We start from the raw sequence: 20,032 nt of genomic DNA on the forward strand, positions 1-20,032 counted from the left end.
GGCGGGAATGCGCATGGCGACGCGTTTCGGTCGGGGTGGCCCGCGAATTGCTTGGTGTCTCATGCGTGGCTGGCAAACGACCCGCCACCGTCACAACAATACCCGGAGACACGACATGCGATACGCCCCACCCGGCACGCCCGGCGCCCTGCTGTCCCTGCAATCCCGTTACGAGAACTTCATCGACGGCAAGTTCGTGCCGCCGGTCGAGGGACGCTATTTCATCAACACCTCGCCGGTCACCGGCGCGATCATCGGTGAATTCCCGCGCTCGAACGGCGCGGACATCGAACTGGCGCTGAACGCCGCGCATGCCGCAGCGCCCAAGTGGGGAAGAACCTCCGTGCAGGCGCGTTCGCGCATTCTGCTGCAGATTGCCGAGCGTCTCGAATCGCAACTGGAACGCTTCGCCGTGGCGGAGACGTGGGACAACGGCAAACCCGTACGCGAGACGCTTGCCGCCGATCTGCCGCTGGCCGTCGACCATTTCCGCTATTTCGCCGGATGCATTCGCGCGCAGGAAGGCACGGCCGCAGAGATCGACGAGCACACCGCCGCCTATCACTTCCATGAACCGCTGGGCGTCGTCGGCCAGATCATTCCGTGGAACTTCCCGCTGCTGATGGCCGCGTGGAAGCTGGCGCCGGCGCTCGCCGCAGGCAATTGCGTGGTGCTCAAGCCCGCCGAGCAAACGCCGTTGTCGATCACGCTGTTCGCCGAACTCGTGGCCGACCTGCTCCCACCGGGCGTGCTCAACGTCGTGCAGGGCTTCGGCAAGGAGGCGGGGGAAGCCCTCGCGACCAGCAAGCGCATCGCCAAGATCGCCTTCACGGGATCAACGCCTGTGGGCAATCACATCCTCACGCGGGCCGCCGCCAACCTGATTCCGAGCACCGTCGAACTGGGCGGCAAGTCGCCGAACCTCTTCTTCGAGGACATCATGCACGGCGAGCCCGAGTTCATCGAAAAGGCCGCCGAGGGCCTTGTGTTGGGCTTTCTGAATCAGGGCGAGGTTTGCACGTGTCCGTCACGCGCGCTCGTGCAGGAGTCGATCTACGCGCCGTTCATGGAAGTGGTAATGAAGCGTGTCGAGCGTATCAAGCGCGGCGACCCGCTCGATACCGAGACGGCGGTCGGCGCGCAGGCGTCGCAACAGCAGTTCGACAAGATCCTGACGTACCTCGATCTGGCGCGCCGCGAAGGCGCACAAGTGCTGACAGGCGGTGGCATCGAAATGCTGGACGGGCCGCTCGCCTCCGGCTATTACATCCAGCCGACCCTGCTCAAGGGCGAGAACAGCATGCGCGTGTTCCAGGAAGAAATCTTCGGGCCGGTGGTCGGCGTCACGACCTTCAAGGATGAAGCCGAAGCGCTCGCCATCGCCAACGATACCGAGTTCGGCCTGGGGGCTGGTGTCTGGACACGCGACATCAATCGCGCCTATCGCATGGGCCGTGGGATTCAGGCCGGGCGCGTCTGGACCAACTGCTATCACCTCTATCCGGCCCACGCGGCGTTCGGCGGCTACAAAAAGTCGGGGATCGGGCGCGAGACCCACAAGATGATGCTCGGCCACTATCAGCAGACGAAGAACCTGCTGGTGAGCTACGACGTCAACCCGCTGGGCTTCTTCTGAGCGCTTGCCGCCAGAAGGCGAGCGCGTCCGGCAAGCGAGACCGACGCGCCTCGCTTGTCGAGTCCTTACTCTAGACCTGCGAGACCTTGTGGCAGATCAAAGACGCGTCGCACGGCGAGTGCGATGCTGTCTTTGATGCATGCAAAAGATGTTTCTGAGGCCCCGCTGCTGCGCATCCCGCGCGCGCGGAGCGCCCCCGACAGAACAGATAAGGAGCATGACCATGAGCACGACTTTCTTCATCCCCGCCGTCAACATGATGGGCATTGGCAGTCTCGACGAAGCGATTGCCGCCCTGCGTCAATACCATTTCCGCCGCGCGCTGATCGTGACCGACGCGGGACTTGCCAAGGCAGGTGTCGCCGAGAAGGTGACCAGGCTGCTGGCGCAGCAAGACATTCAATCGGTAGTGTTCGACGGCGCCAAGCCGAACCCGACGGTGGCCAACGTCGAAGCGGGCCTCGCAATCCTCAGGCAAAGCGACTGCGACTTCGTGATTTCCCTCGGTGGCGGATCTCCGCATGACTGCGCGAAGGGCATTGCCTTGTGTGCGACCAACGGCGGTCACATCTCCGATTACGAAGGCGTCGATCAGTCGAAGAAGCCGCAATTGCCGCTCGTCGCCATCAACACGACGGCCGGCACCGCGAGCGAAATGACGCGTTTTTGCATCATCACGGACGAAAAACGTCATGTGAAGATGGCCATCGTCGACCGGAACGTCACGCCGTTGCTGTCGGTCAACGATCCGGCACTCATGGCTGCCATGCCGAAGGGCCTGACCGCCGCGACCGGCATGGACGCCCTCACGCACGCCACCGAAGCGTATGTGTCGACGGCGGCGACGCCCATCACCGATGCGTGCGCGCTCAAGGCGGTAACGCTGATCTCGCAGAACCTGCGTCGGGCGGTTTCGCATGGCGACGACATGACGGCGCGCGAGAACATGGCGTATGCGCAATTCCTGGCGGGCATGGCGTTCAACAACGCATCGCTGGGTTACGTCCATGCCATGGCGCATCAGCTCGGCGGGTTCTATGACTTGCCGCACGGTGTGTGCAATGCCGTCCTGCTGCCGCATGTCGAGGAGTTCAACGCAAGCACGAGTGCCGGACGCCTGAAGGACATTGCACAGGCGATGGGCGAGAAGGTCGAGGGCTTGAGCGACGAGGAAGGCGCAAAGGTCGCGATTGCGGCGATCCGCCGGTTGTCGAAGGATATCGGTATTCCGTCGGGACTGGCCGAACTGGGTGCGAAGGAAGCCGACGTGCCCACGCTTGCGGCGAACGCGATGCAGGACGCGTGTGGCCTCACGAACCCGCGCCGCGCCGAACAGGCGGAAATCGAAGCGATTTTCCGTCGGGCGTTTTGATGAGGTGCGGCATCGGTGCGACTAATGGTCTTTAGTCGCGTCGAAGCGCCTGGAGGTTAAGAGGTCAAGAGGTCAAGAGGTCAAGGGGTTACGGAGAGATATCGCTCCGTAACCCCTTTTTTTACGACGATGTGCCGATCAGCGCGTCGTCATGCCGACAGGCGGTTGTTGACGTTGAATCGTATTCACCGTCACACCTGCAAGCGTGGCGATACCGTTCGCAACGTCGGAGCCGACGTTTTCCGCGACCAGACTAATACCGTTGATGGACGAGCGCGCGGTATCTTCCACGGTGTAGGTCTTGCCCGACACATCCACGCGAGCCTTGATGTGGTCTCCACCCGCTAGAAAACCCAGCATGACGCGGGCGACGGCTGAACGGGTGCTGTATTCCTCGACGGTAATTTTCACCGGGACCCCATTGGCGGAGACCAGCATACCGTTTTTGTCAGCCTGCTTCTTGAACGCGTCGATTACCCCTGACTTCACCTCGTCGTCGATAGTGTGACCGTTCGATTCGATGGTCGGCAGCGCAACCCCTTGTTTCAGGGTTGCAGCAAGAGCCGGATCGACGCCACGCGAGGAATCCGGCCCCGAAGACGTCGAAGCGCACCCGGTCAATGCGAGAATCATGCTCACCACCGCCGAGCGTGAGAAATTACGTACGTTCATGCTGTTACCCCTTTTCTGGATTTATAAGAGTGCCGGTTGGCAGCCACCGAAACATACGGCGCAGTGCAATTCGGTCTTGTACTCCCCGGAAGACCGCACGAACGCGCGACTTTGGAAGCGGTGGCGGCACCACCGGAATTCCCGACCATTGAGAAACGGTCGAGACAAGCATTACGGAAAGGGGAAGAGTTTTCTTTAGGTTACCGACACACTTTTTCGCTAATTCCGGAATTCTCGAGGTAATAAGGACGAAAGGAGTGAAATGCAAAAGGGCCGCGTAAATCACGCGGCCCTCCGGCCATTCACGCAACGCGCCGATCAAGCCATCGCCTGCGCGCCTGACGGTGCTTCCCGGCGACGGATTCGCCACCAGATCAGCACGGCGACGAAGGCTTCGAGCGCCGCCACGATCCACAGGCCGCCGTTGAAGCTGCCCGTGGCGTCCTTCACGAGACCGAGCAGGTAGGGCGAGCCGAATCCGGCCAGATTCGCCACCGAGTTGATGAACGCGACGCCCATCGCTGCGGCACCGCCTGCGAGGTAGGCATTCGGCAACTGCCAGAACACCGGAATGGCGCCCATCGTGCCCGAGACGGCAACAGCAAGACAAAGAAACGCCGCCACGCCGTTGTTTCCGGCAAAGAGACCCACACCCGCGAGCCCGCACGCCCCCACGAACACCGGAATGGCGCAGTGCACGCGCGCCTCGCGTCGCTTGTCCGCGCTGTAGCCGATGGCGATCTGGAAGATCGCGCCGAATACGTACATCACCCCGACCAGCAACCCGATATGCAGCGGGTTGGTCGGCCCCAGAGCACGAACGATGGTCGGCGCAAAGAACGAGAGTGTCGCGTTCGCGGCCACGATCCCGAAATAGATCCCCGTGAGCAGCCAGAGCTTCGGGCTGCGCACCGCCAGCAGGAAACTGTGCTCGCGCTTTCCCGCGCTCTTGCGATCGGCATCCAGGTCGGCTTGCAGCAAACGCTTCTCCTGCGCCGACAACCAGCTCGCCTGCTCCGGCTTGTCGACGAGGAACCACACGGCCAGCACGCCGGCGAGCACGGTCGGCCCGCCTTCGAGCAGGAACAGCCACTGCCACCCCGCCCAGCCGTTCACGCCGTGCATGCCGTTAAGGATCGCGCCTGCCAGCGGCGCACCCACCACGGAAGAGACCGCCGACGCGGAGATGAACCACGCGAACGCCTTGGCGCGTCGGTGCGCCGGAAACCAGAACGTCAGATAGAGCAGCACGCCCGGCTGAAAACCCGCCTCGAACGCGCCCAACAGGAAACGCATGACATAGAAGTAGGCCGGCGAGTGCGTGAACATCATCAACACGCAGATCGTCCCCCAGCCCAGTGTGATACGCGCGAGCGTGCGACGTGCGCCAATGCGCAGCAGCAACCAGTTGCTCGGAATTTCCAGAAAGAAGTAGCCAAGAAAGAAGATGCCCGCGCCGATGCCGTAGACGGTCTCGCTAAAGCCCAGATCCTGCTGCATTTGCAGCTTCGCGAAGCCGACGTTGACGCGGTCGATCCACGCGAGCATCCACAAGATGAAGATGAACGGAATAATCCGCCACATGATCTTCCGGTAGATCGGATCGAGCATTTGCTCGGACGGATTGGCGAACGCGTGGCTCGCATCACCAGCGAGCGAGGGTGGCGATTGTTGCATTTCAACTCCTCCCGGAGTGACGTGGGTCGGCATACGTCATGGTCGTTCTGACTTCGATGTCGATATTGACGTCGGTGTTGACGTAGGTATTGGTACGGGGACTGATACTGAAACGATTAGCAAGGCCGACAACGACAGTGCGCGAGCGCCGACGCGATCGACCTGAATTGACTTCAGGCGGCTTCACCGAGACGCATCGCCTGAAGCAGCGCGCGACATGCTGCCGGCACGGGCCCGATCACGGGAATCGAGAAGCGCTCGCATAGCGCCTGCGCCGCCTCCCCGAGCGGTCCACCGCCGATCACGACGGCTTGCGCACCGTCCTGTCGAATACACGCCTGCACAGCATCGGCGAGACGGTTTTCCAACTGCGACGGCACATCACCCAACGCAATCGGATCGCCCGTCGTGAAACGCGCGCCGGTAAAGGTTGCACCGAGACCGAGCTTGCGCACGTTCGACGCAATCGAGTTCGCGAGCCGGGGCGTCGTCGTGGCGATACCGAACCGTCGACCGCCTGCGCCCGCCTCGCGCACGGATGTCGCGCCGATCCCCACGACTGGCACGTCCAGGCGCGCGCGCAGCGCCTCGATGCCCGGATCGCCGAACGCGCCGACGATCACGCCGTCTGCCTGCGCCGCGAGCGCCACGATTTGCGGATCGTTCACGGCGTCCGCCGCGCCTGCCAGATCCTGCTCATTGACGATCATCGGCGCGCCGCGCGCCACCGTCGCACCGACAACGGTCGGCGGCGACGCCATCGCGCTGGCGAGATACGAACGGGCAATGTCGACCATCATTTGCGTCGTTGCCGTCGATGTATTGGGATTGATGAGCAGGATCTGAGTCATGGAAATGCCAAGTCGAAAAATTTCGGAAATCAGGAGGCAGCAGAAGCTGTCGCCTCCGAGGACGCGCGTGCGGCCGTGCAGGGATCGGATTCCCCCGGCGCATCGGGTCCATCAATCGGTTTGCCGAACGTCTCCGGTGCGAAGGTCAGTGCGATGGCGAATACGGCGTACATCGCGGCCATCATCCCGAACATGCCACCGATGCCGTACTGATCGAACACGCGCCCGGCGACCAGCGGCATGGCTGCCCCCGCCAACGTGCCCAGCGCGAGAATGAACGCCGTGCCGAAAGCGCGCACGCGTGTCGGATAGAGCTCAGGCGCGTAGATCCAGATGGACGTGTTGAGCAGCAGCACGCAGAACTGGAACGCCGCGCCAAAGGCGAGAATCAGCGGCTGCGATTTCGACAGAAAGCCGAAGCACAGACCGATGACGCAGGCCGCAATGGCGCCGAGCGTCAGCACGCGCTTGCGCGGGAACCGGAAACCGAAGTAAGACGCCGTGATCGCACCGAGCAAGCTGCCCGACTGCATCACGATGGTGAAAGCAAAGCTCTTGCTCAGCGTGTAGCCCTGCGCCATGAGGATCGTCGGCATGAGCGTGAGCACGGAGATCTGCGCGCCGTATGTCATGCACACCGCGATGCCTACGGCGATGGTACGTCGCGCCAGCGGTCCGACGAACACCTCGCGCAGACGCACCTTCTCGGCCCGATGCGCGCCGTGCGCGGCTTCGCTGAGATAGCGTTTCGTCGCGCTGCCCGCGCCCTTGCCAAGCTTGCCCGACGCGAGAACATTGAGCACGCGGTTGGCCTCTTCCACGCGTCCTTTGGAGACGAGGAAACGCGGCGTTTCCGGAATGAAGCGGCGATAGAGCAACACGAAGAACGCGGGCAGCACCAGACAGCCGAACAGCCAGCGCCAGCTATCGGGACCGGGAAAGAATGCGAACACGGTCAGCCCGAACGCCGGCGCCAGCATGTTCCCCAACCCCCCGCCCGCAACGTTGATGGCCCCCACCGCCACGCCCCGGAAGCGCGACGAACAAAACTCGGCGAGCATGGTGACGGCAATCGAGATTTCACCGCCCAGACCGAAGCCGACGATGAAACGTCCCGCCGCGAGCATGGTGTAGTTGGTGGCAAGGGCGCAGATCAGCGCACCCAGCGTGAAGAGCATCAGGTTGATGCTCAGCATCGTGCGGCGTCCGTAGCGGTCCGCGATGTAGCCCGACCCGAGCCGACCGAACGCCGCCGCACCGAACGTCAGCGTATTGAGGAAACCGATCTGTGCGGCGGAGATGCCCCAGTACTCGCGCAGTAACGGCCCGACGAGGCCCACGGCATTCTGCTCGAAAACGTCGAACAGCACGCCGAACAGGATCAAGGCAAGGATCTTCTTGTGTGACGGCGTCACCCCAATGTCGTCGAGCGCCCTTTCGAGCTGCTGCAACCTGGGTTCCGACGAGGATACGACCACTTCTGCGCCCATCGTAAAACTCCCTGCGCCACATCTGGCGCCTTTGCGACCGATTGCCTCGCCCTCTGATGAACCTGTTCGGTTAATATTTTTTCAAATTATTTGTTTTTGAAAATTCTTTTTCATATGAGGGTTTTACCTGACCCTGCGGATGCCGCGGGCATGCAGCGTCCCTGGCATGGAAATGCCGATGACCAGGAGACAGCGCGCGCTGAGGGGTGCTGAGGGGTGCGGAGAACGCTGACGGGTGTTGAGCGAGGCTGAGGCGGGAGCGGCGTGGGACGGGACAGGAGCGCAGGAGCGGAGCGGCGGGGATAGTCACGACACGTGTGTCCCCGCGCCGGAGGCTCGCGTCAGATTTCGTCGAGCGAGTCGTGGAACGCTTCCACGAGACCGAGATGACGACGCCCGGGATTGCCCGCCATCGTCATGACCTGCGTGACGATCAGATGGCACAGGCCGATGACGGCGGTGTGGTTGTCGAGCACCCCCGGCCCCTGAACGTCGCACTGCAACGTCCACTTCGCGGGCGCAAGCGCGGCAGCCCTGGGGGACGGTTTCGAGGAAGCCGCCCGTTCGGTGACGTAGACCAGGTTGGGACAAGCTTTCGCGAGTTGCGCCACTACGGTCGGCATCTGACGCACACGACGGCGCAACGCGAAAACGATAACCACATCGTCCGCGCCAATGCCCGCAAGGTGCTCGCCCAACGTCTCCCCGGCGCCCGGAATCACCTGCGCGCTCGGGACGATTTGCAGCAATTGCCAGCGCAGGTACATCGCCAGCGGATGACTGGAGCGAAAGCCAACGACCCACACCTTGCGTGCCGCGAGAATGGCAGCGGCAATCTGTTCGATTTCGTTGGACGAGAGACGGCGGTAGGTGGCGTCGATGTTGGCGAGGCTTTGCTGGCGTTGTGCGCCGACGAGATCGTCTGCGGCGGCCTCGCTCACCGCAGTGGTCGCGGCCATCGCCAGCGGGGACCCTGCGCGCTGCTCGGAGCGAACGTGCTTGCGGGCTTCGTCGAACGATTCGTAGCCCAGACGTCGAACGAAACGCGTGACGGTGGCGTTCGAGACTTGCGCGAGCGCGGCAAGCTCAGACGCGGAGTAGCCAGCCAGATCGCCGGGCAGATCCAGCGCGAATTCCGCCAGCCGCCGCTCCGAAGGCGAGAGCTGGTCGAGTTGGTCCCGGATGCGTCCGACGAAAGACTTCTTCACATGAGATGCCATGAGCGTTTGCTGGGTGGTGGCGGGCGACTGCGGCTGGCTATTGTCGCTTAAATTCATTGCCTGTACCCGCCCGCACGCCTCCGTACGCACCCGTCGCTTGAAGTCAGCCGCTTGAGTCCGTCGCCGGAACCCTTCCGTCGCTCAAGCGCCGGTCCGCTCCAGCCCTGTTACCGCCTGCAAGATCGCCACACGCGCCTGTCCGAGAATTTGCCCCTGCCATATGGGGTCGTCGAAACAGAACGCGCCTTGCACCGACTTGCGAATCGACGACGCCAGCGCGTCCGGGGCGTCGGGATGCTGCCTCAGCCACGCGTCGGCACGCAGCGTATGCAGCATGTCGATGAGCGGCACCGTGCCGTATTCGATGGCCATCGCCGTCACGCTCGCCTCCGGGCGTGTCGTGCGTAGCGTGTCTAGCAAGGGGCCTCCGACGTTCGACGCCACCGTCGTGCCGTCGAACGGACTGGCGAGGTCCGCGCCCCACCACGCGCGGGCTCGGGCCAGTTCATCGGCATCGAGGGCGCCCACGCAGATCTTTTCCCCGTGCCCGGGCGGACCGAGCCCCGTATGAAAGTCGATCCAGCCGATGGCGTCGCAGGCCGTCGCATGCGTCTCGATCAGGGTGCGCATCAGCCGCGTGCTCCACACGGGTTCGCGACCGCCGTAGAACAATCCATCCGCAAAGGCGTATTGTCCGATCGTCAGCGCTCGTTGATAGGCGGCCTCGCCGTGCGTGGCGATGTAATCCGCAATCGCTCGCCTGTTGTCATCGGACGGTGGCCATGCCGGTGGCACCAGGAGCGCATGCAGATCGGCATACGCTTCGTTGACGGGCAACGGCTGCGTGAAGTCGATGCTGTTGCGATTCAGATCGACGTTGTCCTCGTTCGTGCGCGACAGCCACGAGAAGCCGTAGGGATTGATGGCGTGTACCACGAGAATTGCGACGTCGGCGGCATCGAGTCGCCCTCTTACCCCTCTTACCCCTCTTAGCCCTTCGTCCTCCAGCAGCGCGATCTGCGCCGCGCTGCCGCAAAAACCCTCCACGCCATGCGTGCCGGAGGTGAGTATCAACAGCCGTCGTGCGTCGGCCCCACCGAGCCGCACGACATCGGTGGCAAGCGTCTCGCCTTCACGGCCGACGATGTCCGGAATGACGTAGCGTGAGACCTCGACACCCGCCTGCGCAGCGGCCGCGGCGAAACGCTCGCGCGCCTGGAGATAGCTATTCGAAAACGGAGGGGTGCGCATCGGCCATCACTCCGCGAGGAAGGCTTCAGTGAGCCGCACCCAGTAGGTCGACCCGAGCGTGAGCACATCGTCGTTGAAATCGTAGCTGGTGTTGTGCAGCATGCACGGCCCCAGACCGTGACCGTGTGCGCGATGATCCCCCGTACCGTTGCCGATATAGGCATAGCATCCCGGACGCTCCAGCAGGAAGAACGAAAAATCCTCCGCGCCCATCGTCGGGTCGATCGGGTCGACGACGTGATCGCGACCCACGATCTCCTTCATCACGCCCAGCGCGAACTGCGTCTCGGCCGCCGTGTTGACCGTTGGCGGGTAGTTGCGCAGAAACGAGAACTCGACCGTGCAGCCGTAGGCGGCGGCGGTGGATTCGCAGAACTCGCGCATGCGTGTCTCCACCAGATCGAGGACTTCGAGCGAGAACGTGCGCACCGTGCCCGCGAGCGTCGCCGTGTTCGGAATGACGTTGATCGCCTCGCCAGCCTGCATCTGCGTGATGGACAGGACTGCGGCATCGATGGGGCGCTTGTTACGCGTCATGATGCTTTGCAGGCCGGTGCCGATCTGCATGGCGGTGAGTACCGGGTCGATGCCGTCGTGCGGCATGGCCGCGTGGGCGCCGGTGCCTTTGACGACGATGCGAAACTCGTTGCTCGATGCCTGCGTGGCGCCGATACGCGCTCCGAAGCTACCGGCGGCGAGGCCCGGCCAGTTATGCAGGGCAAATACGGCGTCGACCGGAAACTTCTCGAACAGGCCGTCTTCGAGCATGGCTTTCGCGCCACCGCCGCCCTCTTCTGCCGGTTGGAAGATGAAGACGACAGTGCCGTCGAAGGTGCGATGTCCGGCGAGATGCTGCGCGGCGCCCAGCAGCATGGCGGTATGGCCGTCGTGTCCGCAAGCGTGCATCTTTCCCGGGTAGGTCGACGCGTGCGCGAACGTGTTGAGTTCCTGAATGGGCAGGGCGTCCATGTCGGCACGCAGCCCGATCACCTTCTTGCCGGCGCCGTTGCGCAATACGCCGACCACGCCCGTCTTACCCAGTCCGCGCGTGACTTCGATGCCCCACGATTCGAGTCGCTGCGCCACGATATCCGACGTTCGTGCCTCCTCGTAGCGCAGTTCCGGGTGAGCGTGGATGTCGCGTCGGATGGCTTGCAGTTCGGCCGAGCGTTCGGCGATTTCGGGAATGATGGACATGGGAGTCGTCTCTTAAAAGATGCCTCGAATGGCGCTCGACGCGACGCTTGCATCGGCAAGGTCGGCGGCTCGCACCATTGGACAGGAGGCAGGTTGGGAGAAATTCGGTGGGCGCGTCGACGGCATTCGCCGACGGCCCTGATGCGCGATGCATGGCTCGTGACGCGTGCGTTAGCGCAGCGGCTGGCGCGAGCGGTCCTGGAGCAACAGGATGGTGACGAACCCCACGGCCGCGCCGAACAGCCCGTAGTACACGACGGCGAGTTTATCTCCCGTCCAGCCGATGAGCAGCGTGGCGATGGCGCCTGCAAAGCCACCGAAGATCATCACGGCGAAGTTGTAACCGATGGCCATCGACGTCGCACGCACATGGGACGGGAAGAGTTCGCACACGAATGCGCAGTAAGAACCTTGGAACAGACCGAGCGTGAGCATCAGGCAGCACTGCACGAAGATCAGCATCGGCAGCGTCGGCATGTGGCTCACGGCCAGGAACAGCGGATACGCGATGATCAGGCTGATGAGCGCAGAAGCTGCCATCGGTTTCTTGCGGCCAATTGAGTCGGAGATGCGGCCGGAGGCAAACGTCCCCACGATGTAGGCCACGGCGGCGCACAGCGACGCGATCACGCTGCTCTTGAACGGAATGCCCAGCGACTTCGTCGCGTAGCTCGGCATGTAGTAGTAGAAGATATACGTGCCGATGGTGCCGTAGACCGTCAGGCCGAAACCGGCGACGACCTGGCGCCAGTGCTTCGTGATCGATTCGATGAAGGGCGAGCGTTTCACGACGGGCTTGTTGCGCGCGTCCTTGAAGACGGGCGACTCGTCCAGACGCGAGCGCACGTACAGACCGACCGGTACGATCAGCAGACCGATCACAAACGGGATACGCCAGCCGAATGCATCGATCTGTTCGGGTGTCAGCGTTTGCGTGATGCCGACCGACACGATCGCGCCGAGCAGCATGCTGCACGCCTGCGCAATCATCTGGAAGCTGCCGTACACGCCCCGGCGCTCGACGGGCGCGTGTTCGACGAGAAATGCCGTGGCGCTACCGACTTCTCCGCCTGCGGAGAAACCTTGAAGGAACCGGCCGATGAGCATCAGCACGGGCGCAGCCATGCCGATCTGTGCGTATGTCGGCGCGAAAGCGATGACGGCGACGCCGAGCGCCATGACGGAGATCGTCACCAGCAAGGCGGATTTACGGCCGTGCCTGTCGGCATAGGCGCCGAGGACGATACCGCCCAGCGGGCGCGTGAGGAAGCCGACACCGAAGGTCGTCCATGCGGCGAGCAGCGCGGCGGTCGGGTTATCGCTGGGGAAAAACTGACGGGCGATGTTCGCGGCGAAAAACGTGAAGACGGTGAAATCGAACCATTCGAGCGCATTGCCGATGGTGGACACCGCAATGACGCCGACGTCGATGCGCTTACCTGATCGTTCGGTAACCGCAGGGTTTGCGGCGCTGTCGCGCCCAACCGAAACTTCCATGGGGAGACTCCTCTTCTATGAAGGGTTTTCGCGGCAAGCCGACCGCACTCGCTTCGCCCCATTCTGCTTGTGCCAAAAAACCAATAAAAGCTAGAATTTGTGGTCTTTCATCGCAATTTTTTTGATGAATTGTCGGGTGAGTTTCGAGATGTTTTCTTGGCGTCGAACGGGATTCGGGGGGGCCTTTCGGTGGGAATTGAGCGTGTTTCGTCACGCATTCGCATTCCGAATCCCATCGCGTTCTCAGTAACCATTAGCGAGCGAATCATGAGCAATTTGCGATTTATGAAGACATTCGCGACGGTCGCGAGATATGGCTCGTTCGCTTCGGCCGCCGAACATCTTGCGATGACGCAGTCAGCGGTGAGCATGCAAATGCGGGCGCTGGAGGAAGAATTCGGGCATCCCTTGTTTGACCGCGTGGGACGCTCGGTCGCGCTCAACGCAATGGGACGCGTTTTACTGCCTCACGCGGAGCAACTGCTGGCGCAGTATCAGACGATGCGGATGTTGGCCGCAGGGATTGAATCGACGGCGGGGCCGGTCACGATTGGCGCGGTGGAGTCGGCGGTGAGTGCGTTGGCCCGGGCGGTGTCGCAAATCAAGCAGGCGCGGCCGCATCTTGAGATATTGATTCAGACGGCCCGGTCCATCGAACTGACGGCGAAGCTCGATGCTGGCGAGATCGATTGCGCGGTGCTGGTGGAGGCTTCGGGCAGGCGCCCCGCCGGCGTGCGATGGACGCCGTTGTATCGGGAGCCGTTGGTACTGCTGGCATCGTCGGCGCTGAAGTCGGCGTCGGTGACGAAGTTGCTGGAGACGGAGCGGTTTCTGCGGTTTGACCGGACGCAACGCACCGGGGCGCTGATCGACCGGGCAGTGAAACGTCAGCACGTGAAAGTCAGCGACTTTCTGGAATTGACGTCAATAGAAGGGATCGTGGCGTTAGTGCGCCAACGTGTCGGGATCGCGGTTGTCCCGATGCTGAGAAGCGCGTCCTGGGCACAGGAAGATTCGCTGCGCGTGATGCCCCTACCCGGCGTGACCGAGCAACGCAGCATCGGACTGCTGGAACGAACCCGTCACGACAAGATGGGGATGACTGCGGCCATTGCGCAACAGGTGATGGCGCAGGGGTGAGGTTATTTATGGGCGCTCAAGCGGGCCGTTCAAGTGTGGTGAGAAGGCCTCTAGCTTTGCTTGACACCGGTGGCCCACCACATTGCCCACGTTGACGATTTGACCCGCCCGACGTAAGCGTCAAATTCGGCGCCTGAATCGCCGCAGCGATGTTACCCACCGGCGTCGGCGGGTTGATGACGCCGCCTACGCTCGTGTAAGCATCCCCATACAGCGACGTACATTCCGCCGCACTGCCGCAACTCCACACATCGTGACGCTTGTCCGACTCGAACATGCCCGTCTCTTGCACCCAGTGCGAGTGCCAGTAGGCGTTGAGCGTCTGCGCGCTGTTGACCACCGGGCCGCTGACGTTGATCGTCGCGTTAAGAGAGAGTAATGGCGCGGGGGCGGGAAATGGGATCTATCACGCCCTACCTATTTTAATGATGGGGTAGCTCTTGCAGTAAAAGAAGGCAAACTTAACGCAGTGGCCGGGGTGGGATGACCACTACAGACCACCCTTCGAACCGATAGAACTGACAAAGACACAAAACATGGCCATCAATCCGGCACCCAACGCTACGAGAATCATGGTGGCCGAAAAAATCCCACTTATGAAGCGCTCCCACCCCGCCTGCCACCCCATGTCAACTACCAACCCAACGAACACGAACACATAGAGAGACAAGAAACCCAGAGCGAACACGAACCTATACCGATACCTGGAAAGAATACGAGCAACTACAGGACCAAACAGCCCACTTAGAATCCCCAGAAAAATATCGTCTTGCATAATTAAATTCCCAAGTGCCCTTACTTATTATTAACTGCAGCCTGAGCAGCCTTACCTGCGAATTGCCCCAGAACAAATCCATTTAGACGTATGACAATCCCCGGTATCGTGAGTATGTTGGCAATTCCGTTTGGAAGTCCCGCCCAATTAAACATCGATGTTCCGAATACTGCTCCGTATGCTCCAACTGTTGCCGCCGCGAGCAATCCAGCTGTGGAGAATCGTTGATCGAATCCACTCGCGAAGCTCTGGCCCGCCTTTTGGTTGGCTAATGCAGCACCGAATGCAGCCGCCGCCGTATAGCTCCCCCCAGATATCGTAGCCCCCGTCAAAGCCGCCGTAGTAAGCGAATATGCATCAGGGCGGCTTGTTGGAGTTGGATCGCTTCTTGTTGCGGAGAGAAGTAGAACGTCGTCGTGCTCAGTTGCAGCGACGCTGGCAAGTTTGAAATCAGCACTTGCGGGGAGACGGGATCGAGCGTTGCGCCGAACCCGCCTACGACATAGTTCGGGCCGTTCTGCTGGCCGACCGCGCCAGTGAGGATCGATGATCCCGTGCCGCCCAAGCTCGCCGGGATCGTCAGGTTCAGACCACCGTTCGCCGGTGCCAGGCTAATCACCTGCGGCGGGTTGCCGACTTGCGGCGTGTAGGTGTTGGCCGTCGTGATGCCGTTGACCAAGCTCGTGCCGGTGAGCGACACCGACTGGCCCACCACGTTACCGACGTTGACGATCTGACCGCCCGAGGTGAGCGTCAAATTCGGCGCCTGAATCGTCGCAGCGATGTTACCCACTGGCGTCGGCGGGTTGATCACACCGCCTACGCTCGTGTAAGCATCCCCATACAGCGACGTACACTCCGCAGCACTGCCGCAACTCCACACATCGTGACGCTTGTCCGACTCGAACATGCCCGTCTCTTGCACCCAATGCGAGTGCCAGCAGGCATTGAGCGTCTGCGCGCTGTTGACCACCGGGCCGCTGACGTTGATCGTTGCGTTAAGCGCCGCCGTGATCAGACTGCCGACGTTCGTGAGCGACCCGGCATTGATCGTGAGATTGTTCCCCGCACCGATGATCGACGTACGCCTCGCAGTAGCTTTCCTTGTAGCCACCCGCCGTCATGCAACCCGAGTACTTTTCGAGCTTGCCGTAGTTCTCGTGCACCTGAACCGGCGGCGGCAACGTGTTGGTGATGCCGCCCGCTACGTTCAGCGTCAGGTTGTTCCCTGCGAGGATGTTGCCCGACGTATTGGTCTGTGACAGGTCCCGGCAGGTGCGGCGTTATCAACGTCAGTTTGATCGCCCCTAACAGAGAGTTAGTCCGCTCTTACAGCCATTTTCCAAGGAGCGTCGAATGACTCTCGCCGTGCATGCCAACCCAACGGTAGCTCAGCCAAGTCCTGAACACTTGGATCAAGTCGCATAACGCTCTCTAAGCTCACGACAATCATGTCGTCCTCATGCACCTCAGGCGCGACAATATGAAACTGCCAAGCACCGTCATCAAGGTCATGTGATACATAGGCAATCCGTGGAGCGGCCCCACGTATCTGAGGACACGAGGACTCTCTTAAAATAAGGGATAGTCTTGTGCCTATCAGTAAGCCTAGTCATTACGTGGAAAGCATCGAAATTCTGACCGAGCCGGAGCGCCGTCGTCGGCGCACGGCGCAGGAAAAAATCGCCATCGTGCAGGAAACATTGGAGCCGGGAGCGTCGGTGTCGGCCGTTGCACGTCGGCACGGCGTCAATGCCAACCAGGTGTTCGGCTGGCGCAAGCAATACCAGGAAGGCAGTCTGGCGGCGGTGAAGGCGGGTGAAACCGTTGTACCGGCATCTGAGCTAGCCGCCGCCATCAAGGAAATCAAGGAGTTGCAACGGCTACTCGGGAAGAAGACGTTGGAGGTCGAAATCCTGAAAGAAGCCGTGGAATGGGGCCGGTCAAAAAACCTGATTGCGCGCTCGCCCTTGCTGCCGGGGGACGACCGATGAAGACGGTCTGCGAAGTTCTCGGCGTGGCGCGCTCTGCCGTGGCGGTCAAGCGAGCTCGCTCGTCCGACTGGCGCGATGGTCGCCGTGCCCGCGTGACCAACGATGCCGGGCTGGTCGAGGAGATTCAGGCCCATGTGGCGCACCTTCCTACCTATGGCTACCGGCGTGTCTGGGCGCTGCTGCGCCGCAGTCGGGAGCAGAGCGGTGCGCCGTGCATCAACGTCAAGCGCGTGTATCGGGTCATGCGGGAGCATCAGTTGCTGCTGCGCCGCCCCGGCGTGCGGCAAGACAAGCGGCGGCATGACGGTCGCGTTGCCGTGGAGCGCAGCAACACCCGCTGGTGCTCCGATGGCTTCGAGTTCCGGTGCGACGATGGTACGCCGCTGCGCGTGACGTTTGCGTTGGACTGCTGCGACCGCGAGGCGATTAGCTGGGCCGCAACGACCGGCGGGCATAGCGGTGATGTGGTGCGAGACGTGATGCTGGCCGCCGTCGAACAGCGCTTCGGCACCACGCAGGCCGCGCACCCCATCGAATGGCTGACGGACAACGGCTCGGCCTACATCGACTACCGCACGCGCAGCTTCGCTCGCGAACTGGGTCTTGAGCCGCTGACCACGCCGGTCCGTTCGCCGCAGAGCAATGGCATGGCCGAATCGTTCGTGAAGACCATGAAGCACGATTACGTCGCCTATATGGACAAGCCTGACGCACCAACAGCGCTCTCGCGTCTGGCAATCGCGTTTGAACACTACAATGAGCGCCACCCGCACAAAGCCTTGAAATACCGCTCGCCTCGCGAGTTCAGGCGTAATGCGGTGTCATCAACCTAACAGTGTCCGCCTGTCCTGAGTTACAGGGGCAACTCCAATCCGGTCCTTTCCCTCCATGGTGCGTCGGTTTGCGATAACTGCGACGTTGGGTGGATCGGAAAACGGCCATGGGTTCATATCTGAATGCAGAGCTGTGGGACGGCGTTTCGACGACAAACGCCGCGAATATGTAAAGGTATTGGCTCAGACCGCGAAGATACCCCTAGAATAATTGAACGAAAAACTGCTGCACTTGGCGCTACCGAATATTGCCGCATTACCTAACCTCGGCAACATCGCAAGTGTTGCCTCCTCAATTCATCGGGACGCGTTCATATCGTTCAATGGGAAACGCGGGATCGAACGGTCCCATGTATCCAGTCACCCTCACTGCTAACGTATAAGGATAGACACCAGCGACTACAAAAAGCGCGGAGCCATTCCCACCCCTGATCGTGAATCCGGACTCACAGACAACGTCACCGTCCTTCAGGACCAACATTTCAACAAAAGGCTGCGCACCCAAATCGCAACTCAGCGAAACAAACGCTTCATCCGCAACGCGCCTATTCGATGGTGCAAACTCCAATGTTCCGTATTCTGCCCTTTCATCCGTGTCATGCATCTTGCTTGTCACTTCGATTCCGGTTCTGTCTGCTCGCCATAGGGTAACTGAGACCGGTTTCCCATGAGCCGCGAATTCAAATGAAATGCCCGTGAAACCCTTTTCGAATTCGTTAACAAGTGCGCCAATTCCGTGCCAAGTGAATTTCAGTCGCTCCAAAACAGCCTCCGTCAGCGTCCCGCCTGAGGCGATTGATCCCGTGTTCAGAATGCTGCGGCCCGTCGCCGTGCTACCGAAGTTCAGCGACAGGTCGTTGCTCGCCAGAATCTGGCCGCCAGCCAAGAGCGCCGAGAAGTTCTCTGGCAGGTACACCTGTGGTATCAGCGCTGTGACGGTCGGGCACTTCGCATTGCCCGTTGCCGCACACCCCAGTTCCGGCACCGTCTGCTCGACGTACCACAGCATCGGCTGCGACGCGCTGTCCGTCGACAAACCATTGATGAAGCTCGCCTTGCCCGTTTGCATCAGGGCTGCTTGCTGGAGTTGGATGGCTTCTTGCTGCGGAGAGAGGTAAAACGTCGTCGTGCTCGGTTGCAGCGATGCGGGCAAGTTCGAGATCAGCACTTGCGGGGAGACGGGATCGAGCGTTGCGCCCAACCCGCCTACGACATAGCTCGGGCCGTTCCACTGGCCTGTCGCTCCCGTCAGGATTGACGAACCTGCGCCGCCCAAGCTCGCCTAGGTCGTGAAATTCAGACTCTGGTTCGCGACTCCACCCTCGCCACCCAAACACGCACTCCTCGACGACCCTAAATATTTTTCCAATTCGTTATTACCTTAAAATCACCGCCCAACTCAAGTTGAAGCCGATTAGCCATGACCTTTCCCCGCCTATTAAAATCTTCCTCCTCTTCTCGACTTTTAAATCCGGAAGCCGAAGGGTCTTCATTATTTAACGTTAAATCAAAATCCAATGCCCACTTAAATAGCATTTCCTTTAGCTCGCGCGATATCGGAAGATTCTCCGGATTTATATCCCCATACATTCCAGGCGGCATATCCCAAAGTGGATAACAATGATAGTCAGCTAAAATCTTTATAATTTTCATCTTTCACTTCCTCGCGGATTTTCCCCAACAATATACCCATTCGAACCAACTGTAATTGCAATACGCTGTTCTTTTCCGTTAATTGAGACTTCATAGATAGGACGACCTGTTCCCGCCCCTTGGTAGCCAACAATACGCCCTTTGGTCACAGCTTGAATGAGAACCTCTGGAATCTGCGACTGGGAGACGCCCATGGAAGCAAATTCCGGTCCATGCTCTTCGATTACATGCTGGAGGCCAGCGGCCGAAGTGCCCGTCCCAGCACATCCCGGCTCCCGCACCGTCTGCTCGACGTACCACGGTATCGGTTGCGACAAGCCTGCAACCTGCTCAGGTGTCAGTGCCTGACCCAGTTGGATGTTGTTCGTCTTCGCGTACTCCACCGCGTTGCCGTACAGCACCATCTTCTGCTGATCATTGACGCTCAACTGCGACGTGCTATCCGTCGACAACTCATTGATGAAGCTTGCCTTGCCCGTCTGCATCAGGGCGGCTTGCTGGAGCTGAATCGCTTCCTGCTTAGGAGAGACGTAGAACGTCGTCGTGCTTGGTTGCAGCGACGCTGGCAAGTTCGAGATCAGCACTTGCGGGGACACGGGATCAAACGTTGCGCCCAACCCGCTCACATGTACCTCGAGCCATGCGCAACCCAGATTGGAATCTCATCCCCCAAAGCGGAATTCCGAAGTTCCCGCCCTGCTTCACGAACTCCGTTTGTGAGTCGCGAGAGCCCCGCGCCGATTGACCGTCGCGCCACCGACCCTTTCTATAACG

The 20,032-nt window shown here is 61.1% G+C and carries 15 protein-coding genes and 2 pseudogenes; 4 read left to right on the forward strand and 13 right to left on the reverse strand.

The window, feature by feature from the left end:
• Positions 1-115 precede the first annotated feature (115 nt).
• Together exaC and yiaY are read left to right on the forward strand one after the other, a co-directional pair.
• Complete coding sequence (exaC, locus tag UC34_RS22290) at positions 116-1,636, forward strand: acetaldehyde dehydrogenase ExaC (protein WP_044457241.1); 1,521 nt, start codon at positions 116-118, stop codon at positions 1,634-1,636.
• 223 nt (positions 1,637-1,859) lie between these two features.
• Positions 1,860-3,008: an L-threonine dehydrogenase gene (gene yiaY, locus UC34_RS22295; protein WP_044457242.1), complete on the forward strand. Its 1,149-nt coding sequence runs from the start codon at positions 1,860-1,862 to the stop codon at positions 3,006-3,008.
• A 138-nt stretch (positions 3,009-3,146) separates the two neighbouring features.
• On the opposite strand, the gene UC34_RS22300 is transcribed toward yiaY, so the two are convergent.
• The 8 genes from UC34_RS22300 to UC34_RS22335 form a co-directional block, all read right to left on the reverse strand.
• Positions 3,147-3,680 (reverse strand): DUF4410 domain-containing protein, encoded by a 534-nt coding sequence (locus UC34_RS22300; RefSeq protein WP_044457243.1) that lies wholly within the window; start codon positions 3,678-3,680, stop codon positions 3,147-3,149.
• Between the two features lie 318 nt (positions 3,681-3,998).
• Positions 3,999-5,357: an MFS transporter gene (locus UC34_RS22305; RefSeq protein WP_052811191.1), complete on the reverse strand. Its 1,359-nt coding sequence runs from the start codon at positions 5,355-5,357 to the stop codon at positions 3,999-4,001.
• Between the two features lie 173 nt (positions 5,358-5,530).
• Positions 5,531-6,208 carry an aspartate/glutamate racemase family protein gene (locus tag UC34_RS22310; protein ID WP_044457244.1) on the reverse strand — a complete coding sequence of 226 codons (678 nt, stop codon included), beginning with the start codon at positions 6,206-6,208 and terminating at the stop codon, positions 5,531-5,533.
• 29 nt (positions 6,209-6,237) lie between these two features.
• Positions 6,238-7,698, reverse strand: a complete 1,461-nt coding sequence (locus UC34_RS22315; protein WP_044457245.1) for an MFS transporter — start codon at positions 7,696-7,698, stop codon at positions 6,238-6,240.
• Between the two features lie 341 nt (positions 7,699-8,039).
• A complete protein-coding gene (locus UC34_RS22320) occupies positions 8,040-8,975 on the reverse strand; it encodes a MurR/RpiR family transcriptional regulator (RefSeq protein WP_237165176.1) in 936 nt (311 codons plus the stop codon).
• Positions 8,976-9,059: 84 nt separating this feature from the next.
• Positions 9,060-10,169, reverse strand: coding sequence for a M14 family metallopeptidase (locus UC34_RS22325; RefSeq protein WP_044457246.1), 1,110 nt, complete (start codon positions 10,167-10,169; stop codon positions 9,060-9,062).
• Positions 10,170-10,175: 6 nt separating this feature from the next.
• Complete coding sequence (locus UC34_RS22330) at positions 10,176-11,366, reverse strand: M20 aminoacylase family protein (protein ID WP_044457247.1); 1,191 nt, start codon at positions 11,364-11,366, stop codon at positions 10,176-10,178.
• A gap of 171 nt (positions 11,367-11,537) precedes the next feature.
• Positions 11,538-12,863 carry an MFS transporter gene (locus UC34_RS22335; protein WP_044457248.1) on the reverse strand — a complete coding sequence of 442 codons (1,326 nt, stop codon included), beginning with the start codon at positions 12,861-12,863 and terminating at the stop codon, positions 11,538-11,540.
• Between the two features lie 99 nt (positions 12,864-12,962).
• Here UC34_RS22335 and UC34_RS22340 point away from each other — a divergent pair, with 99 nt between their 5' ends.
• On the forward strand, positions 12,963-14,003 hold the full coding sequence (locus UC34_RS22340; protein WP_237165177.1) for a LysR family transcriptional regulator: 1,041 nt from the start codon (positions 12,963-12,965) through the stop codon (positions 14,001-14,003).
• 72 nt (positions 14,004-14,075) lie between these two features.
• Here the strand turns inward: UC34_RS22340 and UC34_RS26205 are convergent.
• Positions 14,076-14,280: pseudogene (locus tag UC34_RS26205) on the reverse strand (hypothetical protein); the annotation flags it as partial.
• Between the two features lie 856 nt (positions 14,281-15,136).
• Positions 15,137-15,902: pseudogene (locus UC34_RS22350) on the reverse strand (hypothetical protein); the annotation flags it as partial.
• Between the two features lie 504 nt (positions 15,903-16,406).
• Between UC34_RS22350 and UC34_RS22365 the strand changes: the two are divergent.
• Positions 16,407-17,605 (forward strand): IS3 family transposase gene (locus tag UC34_RS22365; protein ID WP_167370682.1). Its coding sequence is split into 2 segments (ribosomal slippage): positions 16,407-16,722 and positions 16,722-17,605, totalling 1,200 coding nucleotides; the frame shifts between segments, so codons are not numbered across the junction.
• Positions 17,606-17,897: 292 nt separating this feature from the next.
• Here UC34_RS22365 and UC34_RS22370 read toward each other — a convergent pair.
• The 3 genes from UC34_RS22370 to UC34_RS22380 all read right to left on the reverse strand — a co-directional run bounded on the left by UC34_RS22370 (position 17,898) and on the right by UC34_RS22380 (position 19,884).
• Entirely contained in the window at positions 17,898-18,881 is a 984-nt protein-coding gene (locus UC34_RS22370; RefSeq protein ID WP_044457252.1) for a hypothetical protein, read from the reverse strand.
• A 77-nt stretch (positions 18,882-18,958) separates the two neighbouring features.
• Positions 18,959-19,258: a hypothetical protein gene (locus UC34_RS22375; protein ID WP_072617525.1), complete on the reverse strand. Its 300-nt coding sequence runs from the start codon at positions 19,256-19,258 to the stop codon at positions 18,959-18,961.
• Positions 19,255-19,884, reverse strand: a complete 630-nt coding sequence (locus UC34_RS22380) for a hypothetical protein (protein ID WP_044457253.1) — start codon at positions 19,882-19,884, stop codon at positions 19,255-19,257. Before UC34_RS22380 ends, UC34_RS22375 begins: the two co-directional genes overlap by 4 nt.
• Positions 19,885-20,032 lie beyond the last annotated feature (148 nt).

Source organism: Pandoraea vervacti (genome assembly GCF_000934605.2).
GTDB lineage: Bacteria > Pseudomonadota > Gammaproteobacteria > Burkholderiales > Burkholderiaceae > Pandoraea > Pandoraea vervacti.